Source organism: Pseudomonas sp. MYb2 (assembly GCF_002979955.1).
Lineage (GTDB): Bacteria > Pseudomonadota > Gammaproteobacteria > Pseudomonadales > Pseudomonadaceae > Aquipseudomonas.
In genome coordinates this window covers 156,293-165,141 of sequence record NZ_PCQC01000003.1, presented here as the reverse complement: position 1 = coordinate 165,141, position 8,849 = coordinate 156,293, and the positions used below count along the sequence as shown (strand labels likewise).

Annotated in this window: 6 protein-coding genes, 2 rRNA genes and 1 pseudogene; 5 read left to right on the top strand and 4 right to left on the bottom strand. The window is 54.7% G+C overall.

The genetic code is table 11. The features are described 5' to 3' along the window. The first annotated feature begins 165 nt into the window (after nucleotides 1-165). The 3 genes from CQ009_RS05940 (at nucleotide 166) to mrdA (ending at nucleotide 5,459) form a co-directional block, all read left to right on the top strand. A 23S ribosomal RNA gene (locus CQ009_RS05940) occupies nucleotides 166-3,059 on the top strand. A gap of 166 nt (nucleotides 3,060-3,225) precedes the next feature. Further along, nucleotides 3,226-3,341, top strand: a 5S ribosomal RNA gene (rrf, locus tag CQ009_RS05935). 225 nt (nucleotides 3,342-3,566) lie between these two features. Next, a complete protein-coding gene (mrdA, locus tag CQ009_RS05930; RefSeq protein ID WP_105705176.1) occupies nucleotides 3,567-5,459 on the top strand; it encodes a penicillin-binding protein 2 in 1,893 nt (630 codons plus the stop codon). A gap of 57 nt (nucleotides 5,460-5,516) precedes the next feature. Here mrdA and CQ009_RS05925 read toward each other — a convergent pair whose 3' ends face one another. The 4 genes and pseudogenes from CQ009_RS05925 to CQ009_RS05910 all read right to left on the bottom strand — a co-directional run bounded on the left by CQ009_RS05925 (nucleotide 5,517) and on the right by CQ009_RS05910 (nucleotide 7,346). Beyond that, nucleotides 5,517-6,188: a hypothetical protein gene (locus CQ009_RS05925; RefSeq protein WP_105705175.1), complete on the bottom strand. Its 672-nt coding sequence runs from the start codon at nucleotides 6,186-6,188 to the stop codon at nucleotides 5,517-5,519. Between the two features lie 82 nt (nucleotides 6,189-6,270). Further along, nucleotides 6,271-6,446, bottom strand: a pseudogene (locus CQ009_RS05920) (helix-turn-helix domain-containing protein). A gap of 152 nt (nucleotides 6,447-6,598) precedes the next feature. Further along, on the bottom strand, nucleotides 6,599-7,003 hold the full coding sequence (locus CQ009_RS05915; RefSeq protein ID WP_105705174.1) for a lysozyme inhibitor LprI family protein: 405 nt from the start codon (nucleotides 7,001-7,003) through the stop codon (nucleotides 6,599-6,601). 52 nt (nucleotides 7,004-7,055) lie between these two features. Beyond that, nucleotides 7,056-7,346 (bottom strand): hypothetical protein, encoded by a 291-nt coding sequence (locus CQ009_RS05910; protein ID WP_064392843.1) that lies wholly within the window; start codon nucleotides 7,344-7,346, stop codon nucleotides 7,056-7,058. 143 nt (nucleotides 7,347-7,489) lie between these two features. On the opposite strand from CQ009_RS05910, the gene CQ009_RS05905 reads away from it, so the two are divergent. Together CQ009_RS05905 and CQ009_RS05900 are read left to right on the top strand one after the other, a co-directional pair. Next, the gene (locus CQ009_RS05905) at nucleotides 7,490-7,978 is read left to right on the top strand and encodes an SRPBCC family protein (RefSeq protein ID WP_016983720.1); all 489 of its coding nucleotides are present in this window, start codon (nucleotides 7,490-7,492) and stop codon (nucleotides 7,976-7,978) included. A gap of 1 nt (nucleotide 7,979) precedes the next feature. Beyond that, nucleotides 7,980-8,780 (top strand): aminoglycoside phosphotransferase family protein, encoded by an 801-nt coding sequence (locus CQ009_RS05900; protein ID WP_105705348.1) that lies wholly within the window; start codon nucleotides 7,980-7,982, stop codon nucleotides 8,778-8,780. Nucleotides 8,781-8,849 lie beyond the last annotated feature (69 nt).

Below are 8,849 nucleotides of genomic sequence, written 5' to 3'. Positions count from 1 at the left end.
GTCGTTCTTTAAAAATTTGGGTATGTGATAGAAAGATAGACTGAACGTTACTTTCACTGGTAACGGATCAGGCTAAGGTAAAATTTGTGAGTTCTCTTAATTGAGAAATTCGAATTTTCGGCGAATGTCGTCTTCACAGTATAACCAGATTGCTTGGGGTTATATGGTCAAGTGAAGAAGCGCATACGGTGGATGCCTTGGCAGTCAGAGGCGATGAAAGACGTGGTAGCCTGCGAAAAGCTTCGGGGAGTCGGCAAACAGACTTTGATCCGGAGATGTCTGAATGGGGGAACCCAGCCATCATAAGATGGTTATCTTGTACTGAATACATAGGTGCAAGAGGCGAACCAGGGGAACTGAAACATCTAAGTACCCTGAGGAAAAGAAATCAACCGAGATTCCCTTAGTAGTGGCGAGCGAACGGGGACTAGCCCTTAAGTGGCTTTGAGATTAGCGGAACGCTCTGGAAAGTGCGGCCATAGTGGGTGATAGCCCTGTACGCGAAAATCTCTTAGTCATGAAATCGAGTAGGACGGAGCACGAGAAACTTTGTCTGAATATGGGGGGACCATCCTCCAAGGCTAAATACTACTGACTGACCGATAGTGAACTAGTACCGTGAGGGAAAGGCGAAAAGAACCCCGGAGAGGGGAGTGAAATAGATCCTGAAACCGTATGCGTACAAGCAGTGGGAGCCCACTTTGTTGGGTGACTGCGTACCTTTTGTATAATGGGTCAGCGACTTATTTTCAGTGGCGAGCTTAACCGAATAGGGGAGGCGTAGCGAAAGCGAGTCTTAATAGGGCGTCTAGTCGCTGGGAATAGACCCGAAACCGGGCGATCTATCCATGGGCAGGTTGAAGGTTGGGTAACACTAACTGGAGGACCGAACCGACTACCGTTGAAAAGTTAGCGGATGACCTGTGGATCGGAGTGAAAGGCTAATCAAGCTCGGAGATAGCTGGTTCTCCTCGAAAGCTATTTAGGTAGCGCCTCATGTATCACTGTAGGGGGTAGAGCACTGTTTCGGCTAGGGGGTCATCCCGACTTACCAAACCGATGCAAACTCCGAATACCTACAAGTGCCGAGCATGGGAGACACACGGCGGGTGCTAACGTCCGTCGTGAAAAGGGAAACAACCCAGACCGTCAGCTAAGGTCCCAAAGTTATGGTTAAGTGGGAAACGATGTGGGAAGGCTTAGACAGCTAGGAGGTTGGCTTAGAAGCAGCCACCCTTTAAAGAAAGCGTAATAGCTCACTAGTCGAGTCGGCCTGCGCGGAAGATGTAACGGGGCTCAAACCATACACCGAAGCTACGGGTATCATCTTCGGATGATGCGGTAGAGGAGCGTTCTGTAAGCCTGTGAAGGTGAGTTGAGAAGCTTGCTGGAGGTATCAGAAGTGCGAATGCTGACATGAGTAACGACAATGGGTGTGAAAAACACCCACGCCGAAAGACCAAGGTTTCCTGCGCAACGTTAATCGACGCAGGGTTAGTCGGTCCCTAAGGCGAGGCTGAAAAGCGTAGTCGATGGAAAACAGGTTAATATTCCTGTACTTCTGGTTATTGCGATGGAGGGACGGAGAAGGCTAGGCCAGCTTGGCGTTGGTTGTCCAAGTTTAAGGTGGTAGGCTGAGATCTTAGGTAAATCCGGGATCTTAAGGCCGAGAGCTGATGACGAGTGTTCTTTTAGAACACGAAGTGGTTGATGCCATGCTTCCAAGAAAAGCTTCTAAGCTTCAGGTAACCAGGAACCGTACCCCAAACCGACACAGGTGGTTGGGTAGAGAATACCAAGGCGCTTGAGAGAACTCGGGTGAAGGAACTAGGCAAAATGGCACCGTAACTTCGGGAGAAGGTGCGCCGGTGAGGGTGAAGGACTTGCTCCGTAAGCTCATGCCGGTCGAAGATACCAGGCCGCTGCGACTGTTTATTAAAAACACAGCACTCTGCAAACACGAAAGTGGACGTATAGGGTGTGACGCCTGCCCGGTGCCGGAAGGTTAATTGATGGGGTTAGCTAACGCGAAGCTCTTGATCGAAGCCCCGGTAAACGGCGGCCGTAACTATAACGGTCCTAAGGTAGCGAAATTCCTTGTCGGGTAAGTTCCGACCTGCACGAATGGCGTAACGATGGCGGCGCTGTCTCCACCCGAGACTCAGTGAAATTGAAATCGCTGTGAAGATGCAGTGTATCCGCGGCTAGACGGAAAGACCCCGTGAACCTTTACTATAGCTTTGCACTGGACTTTGAATTTGCTTGTGTAGGATAGGTGGGAGGCTTTGAAGCGTGGACGCCAGTTCGCGTGGAGCCATCCTTGAAATACCACCCTGGCAACTTTGAGGTTCTAACTCAGGTCCGTTATCCGGATCGAGGACAGTGTATGGTGGGTAGTTTGACTGGGGCGGTCTCCTCCTAAAGAGTAACGGAGGAGTACGAAGGTGCGCTCAGACCGGTCGGAAATCGGTCGTAGAGTATAAAGGCAAAAGCGCGCTTGACTGCGAGACAGACACGTCGAGCAGGTACGAAAGTAGGTCTTAGTGATCCGGTGGTTCTGTATGGAAGGGCCATCGCTCAACGGATAAAAGGTACTCCGGGGATAACAGGCTGATACCGCCCAAGAGTTCATATCGACGGCGGTGTTTGGCACCTCGATGTCGGCTCATCACATCCTGGGGCTGAAGCCGGTCCCAAGGGTATGGCTGTTCGCCATTTAAAGTGGTACGCGAGCTGGGTTTAGAACGTCGTGAGACAGTTCGGTCCCTATCTGCCGTGGACGTTTGAGATTTGAGAGGGGCTGCTCCTAGTACGAGAGGACCGGAGTGGACGAACCTCTGGTGTTCCGGTTGTCACGCCAGTGGCATTGCCGGGTAGCTATGTTCGGGAAAGATAACCGCTGAAAGCATCTAAGCGGGAAACTTGCCTCAAGATGAGATCTCACTGGAACCTTGAGTTCCCTGAAGGGCCGTCGAAGACTACGACGTTGATAGGTTGGGTGTGTAAGCGCTGTGAGGCGTTGAGCTAACCAATACTAATTGCCCGTGAGGCTTGACCATATAACACCCAAGCAATTTGCATGCTCCGAGCTGAAAAGCGAGAGAGACCAGATTGCGGTGTGTGAAGACGAAACGAACCGAAAGTTCGATGTTCACAAAACACCAGCTGTCACATACCCAATTTGCTGAAGCGAGGCCATAAGGCCACGACTCAGTACCCGAATTTCTTGACGACCATAGAGCGTTGGAACCACCTGATCCCATCCCGAACTCAGCAGTGAAACGATGCATCGCCGATGGTAGTGTGGGGTTTCCCCATGTGAGAGTAGGTCATCGTCAAGATTAAATTCCGAAACCCCAATTGCGAAAGCAGTTGGGGTTTTGTTTTGCCCGCGAAAAAGTTTTTGAACGCTTTCCATGACTATCCCAACCGTCGCACGAGCAGTCATAGGGGGAAATCGTAATGAAGTGACCGGGCTGTTTTTGGTATGGTGCAGCTCGTTTTTTAACGGACTGATGTCATGCCCACGGATCGGCACTCATTTATGTCAAAGAGTTGCTGTAGAAATGCCTGAACCAATTCCGATCAAGGATCACGAAAAAGAGACGCGTCTGGTCAACAAGCGATTGATCGCCTGCGCCTTGTTCGTCTTCGCCGTCAGCTGTGCCCTGGTCGTGCGCCTGTATATCCTGCAAGTGGTGGAATTCGACTACCACTCGACCATCTCTGAAAACAACCGTGTTCACGTCCTGCCGATTCCGCCAACACGTGGTCTGATCTACGACCGCAATGGCGTGTTGTTGGCTGATAACCGTCCCAGTTACAACTTGACCTTCACCCGTGAACGAGCGACTGACGTCAACCATGAACTGGACGAGGTTATCAATCTCCTGCATTTACCTGCAGAAGACCGCACAGTCTTCGATAAGGCGATGAAGCAGTCTCGCCATCCGTTCACGCCGGTAACGCTGTTTTACGAGCTGACGGAAGAGCAGATTGCCGTCCTCGCGGTCAACGAGTTCCGCTTGCCGGGTTTCGATGTCGAACCCCAATTCGTGCGCCACTATCCGCTTGGAGCACATTTCGCTCACTCGATCGGCTACGTTGGCCGGATTAACGAAAAAGAATCCAAAAGCCTCGACTCGGTTGAATACCGCGGCACGCAATCCATCGGTAAAACCGGTATCGAACGTTTCTATGAGGCGCAACTGCACGGTCACGTCGGTTACGAGGAGGTCGAGACCAACGCCCAAGGTCGCGTATTGCGCGTGCTCAAACACACCGATCCGGTACCCGGCAAGAACATCGTCCTGAGCCTCGACGTCAAACTGCAGGAAGCGGCGGAGGCAGCACTCGGTGATCGTCGCGGCTCGGTAGTCGCGCTCGATCCGTCTACAGGCGAAGTGTTGGCGATGGTCAGCAACCCGAGTTTTGATCCGAACCTGTTTGTCACCGGCATCAGCTCCAAAGAGTACTCGGCGCTGCGCGACTCGATTGATCGGCCGCTGTTCAACCGCGTGCTGCGCGGCCTCTACGCGCCGGGCTCGACGATCAAGCCGGAAGTTGCGATTGCTGGTCTCGATGCCGGTGTGGTAACACCGCAGACCCGCGTCTTCGACCCGGGCTACTACCAACTGCCGGACTTCGATCACAAGTACCGCAACTGGAACCACAGTGGTGACGGCTGGGTAGATATGGACGCGGCGATCATGCGATCCAACGACACTTACTTCTATGATCTCGCGCACAAGCTCGGCATCGATCGCCTGCACGACTACATGGCGATGTTCGGCCTCGGTGAAAAAGTGTCGCTGGACATGTTCGAAGAATCGCCTGGCCTGATGCCATCTCAGGCGTGGAAGCGTGCGACGCGTCGACAAGCATGGTTCCCGGGCGAAACCGTGATCCTCGGTATCGGTCAGGGCTACATGCAGGTCACGCCATTGCAACTGGCCCAAGCTACTGCGCTGATCGCCAACAAAGGCGTGTGGAACCGTCCGCACCTGGCCAAGACGGTCGATGGCATAGCACCGGTCGATGAAAATCCAATGCCGAACATCCTGCTCAAGGATCCGCGAGACTGGGAGCAGGTCAATCACGGCATGCAGATGGTGATGCACGATGCCCGAGGCATCGCTCGTGCGGCCGCGGCCGGTGCGCAATACCGCATCGCCGGTAAGAGTGGTACGGCGCAAGTGGTGGCCATCAAGCAGGGCGAGCGTTATAACCGCGAGAAAACCCTCGAGCGCCACCGCGATAACGCCTTGTTCGTTGGCTTCGCGCCGGCCGAGCATCCGAAGATCGCCATTTCGGTGATGATCGAAAACGGCGAGGCCGGTGGTCGTGTCGCCGGCCCTGTGGTGCGGCAGATCATGGACGCCTGGCTACTTGATCAGGACGGCCATCTCAAGCCGCAATATGCGGCGCCGTCCAAGGCGCCTGGAGACCCGCACGTCTAACGGTTCGCAGCCCCGGCTCATGCTGGAGAGCCGAGGCTGTTAGTTGCCCTGCAAAGTCTACTTGCAGCGGTAGCCTTCGGGCATCGTGACGGTATAGTTGCGCTGCACACGGTCCTCGAAGTTCAGGTTCTGCAAGCCTTGCTCCACCAGAAAGTCTTCGACCTTGGTTGCCTGGCAGTCTTCGTTATAGGACGAAGCGCGGAGCAGGTAGACCGGACGTTTGCTGACTTCATCCCGGGCAGTTGCTATGAACGTACTGAGCGTGGTGTAACCGGTGCGCTCCGAGGTACCTATCGGGCCATAGGTTGTGTTTGGTGTACTCGTGCAATTGAGTCGATCGTCTTTTTTCTTGCTGTTCTTGCACACGGTAGAGGTGCTGGTCGGCACCTGCCCGTAATCGGTAGCGGTATAACGGTAGGTCACTTGTCGGCTACCAATGTCGAGGCTGATGGTCATTTTTATCGGCGCGTGGTTCTTCGGCAGACTGACATCGGTGTAAACCTGCTGGTAGCCCATGTCTTTCAGTGCATTCACCATGTCGCGCAGATAGTAGCGGGCGTTAAGCGCGTTTTCGTCGCTGCCGCCGGCAGACGTCACGAGCACGGTCGCCTTTCGGTCAAAATGATAATCCGGATCAGGTGTCGCATTCAGCGCTACGTCCATTTGTGTGGCGCAGCCGCTGATCACCGCTGTCAGTGAAAACAGCGCGCAGAATAAAAAGCGGGTCATGAAAAAGCAGCCTTGTACTAAGGATTGAATAAGAGTTAAACGATGGAGACTGGCGACAATTAATTGCGCTGGTGCGCAAGGATCAGTCTTTCTGGAATTCCAGCAGATCACTTGGCTGGCAATCGAGTGCTGCACAGAGTTTGTCCAGAGTGGCCATCTTCACGCCCTGACCTTGCCATTCTTCAGTAATGACAAGTTGGCCGCGGTGATGCCCAGCAGGCTGGCTAGCTCTTTCGAGCGAATTTTTTGCGTGGACATGACAACGTCAAGGCGGACGATAATTTTATTCCGGTAATTTGTGGCGGCTGTTCTGACGCCTTCGCGAGCAAGCCCGCTCCCAGATGTTGAAATGCATTCCAATGTGGGAGCGGGCTTGCTCGCGAAGAGGCCCTTAAAAATCGCCGCAAAACTCAGGCCCCCGGCACCGGGCAACTCATGTCACCTTCCTCACACTTCAAATACTCCTTCAGCGCCTCAACCCGCACTTTTGTTACCCCAGTCAGGCAATTGCTGTAAATCAACGGATAAACACTCCCGCCCGTCACTCCTGATGCAGAAAACTTGCACTCCGCATCACGAAACCCGACCCACGCCCGCTGTGCACTGACCAACAGTTTTTTGCCATCAGGGTTGTCCTTCAACCGCCCGGTAATCTGCTGATAAACCGCATTCAACTCTTTATCCGCCGCTTTGAAATCCTGCCCGGCGCACTGGTTCATCGTTGCCTGATCGCTGGCGTTGGCGCAGTCGACGGCGGCGTGGGCGAGGGAGGGGAATAGTAATGGCGTCAGGGCCAGCAACCGGCGTGGGGACATTTTGTGATCTCACTCTTGGTATCAGGATTGCCATGCATTGTAGCGATCAGGTTCAACTACCGCTGTAACCGCGCAGGCGCATGCAGTCATTGGTCAGGTCGATCTGTTTCTCAGCCACCACAATGCCATCACCCACCCCGGCACCGACTGCCGCTGACATGCTTTTGTCCGACGGTGCGCTGCTGTAACTGGCGGTTGCCGATTTGGCCTGATATTGGCACTCGGCTTTATCGTGATCGATGGTCGCCTGGGTCGCACCGGGTTTGCTCCAGTGATCGACAGATGTCACGCAAGCAGACAGCGTCAGCAGGGCTGTCCACAGAAAGAGGTGCGTCAGCCGCATGTGGGGTTTTCCTGTATCCGATGAATTGACCCTTGAGTCTAGACGCAACTCCGTGTGGCACCCGTGACCAAATAGCTCCTTGATACAACTTCACATTGGACATGTGGTCATACAAGCCTAGTGTTCAGAACAGGAGGTGACGTATGAAACCAGTACCCAATAGTTTCGAACGCAAAATCACGCTCAAAGCGACGCGTTCTCATGTCTGGCGTGCATTGGTCGATGCCGAGGCGTTTGGCCAGTGGTTTGGTGTGGCGCTGGAGGGCAGGCGGTTCATTGCCGGTGAATGGACACAAGGGCAGGTCACGTATCCGGGTTATGAACATGTGTTGTGGAATGTGCTGATCGAGCGGGTCGAGCCGCAGCAGTTGTTTTCGTTTCGCTGGCATCCGTATGCGGTGAATCCGAAGATCGACTATTCCCAAGAGCCGACCACGCTGGTCAAGTTCGAGTTGCAGGATTACGAGGACGGCACACTGCTCAAGGTTTCCGAGTCGGGTTTTGCGCATATCCCCGATGTGCGCCAGAAAGAGGCGTATTTCATGGACAGTCGTGGCTGGGAGGAGCAGTTGAGCCGGCTCGAACAATTTCTCGCCGAAAGTGCCAAGGCTCGCGAGCGCGACGGTGGCTGATATTTTCGAACCCTGGCTGACGCGGTGGTCTTTAGTGACGGACGGCGCGCCGATCATCACGCCCGGCAGCCGACTGTTGCCGGTACGCCTTGGCGCCACGCCAGCCATGCTTAAAGTGGCAATGGATAATGACGAAAAGCACGGCAACCGGTTGATGACCTGGTGGGACGGTGACGGTGCTGCGCAAGTCTTGGCGCATCATGAAGATGGCCTGCTGATGGAGCGTGCCATGGGCCGGTGCTCGCTGATGCACATGGCAATGCATGGCGAGGACGACGAGGCGAGCCGGATTTTGTGTTCGGCGCTGGCGCGATTGCATGCACCCCGTCCGATGCGACCGCCGCCGCTGGTCGAACTGGGGCCATGGTTCGCTTCGTTGCGAATCGCTGCTGTCCAACATGGCGGCCTCTACGACCTGAGCCTGCAAACCGCCGAAGCCTTGTTCGCCGCTCCACAGGACGTGGTGGTGCTGCACGGCGACATGCATCACGACAATGTTCTGGATTTCGAATCGCGTGGCTGGTTGGCGATTGATCCAAAGCGGGTCAGGGGCGAACGCGGCTTTGACTACGCCAACCTGATTTGCAACCCGGATCTGCCGACGGCCACCGATCCCCAGCGCTTTCGCCGGCAACTGGAGGTAATTGTCGAGGCTGCCGGGCTTGATCGTCGAAGGCTGCTGCAATGGGTGCTGGCGTTTGCCGGGTTGTCGGCAGCGTGGTTTCTGGAGGATGACGCATTGGAGCAGGCCTCGGGGCAGCTGAAAGTCGCGCACATCGCGGCGTCCATGCTCGATGCCTGACACGTCTAGGGGTTTTCGGAAGGGCTGCTATGGCGAATGTCTTACACGCGCTGGTAGCTTTTACGACTA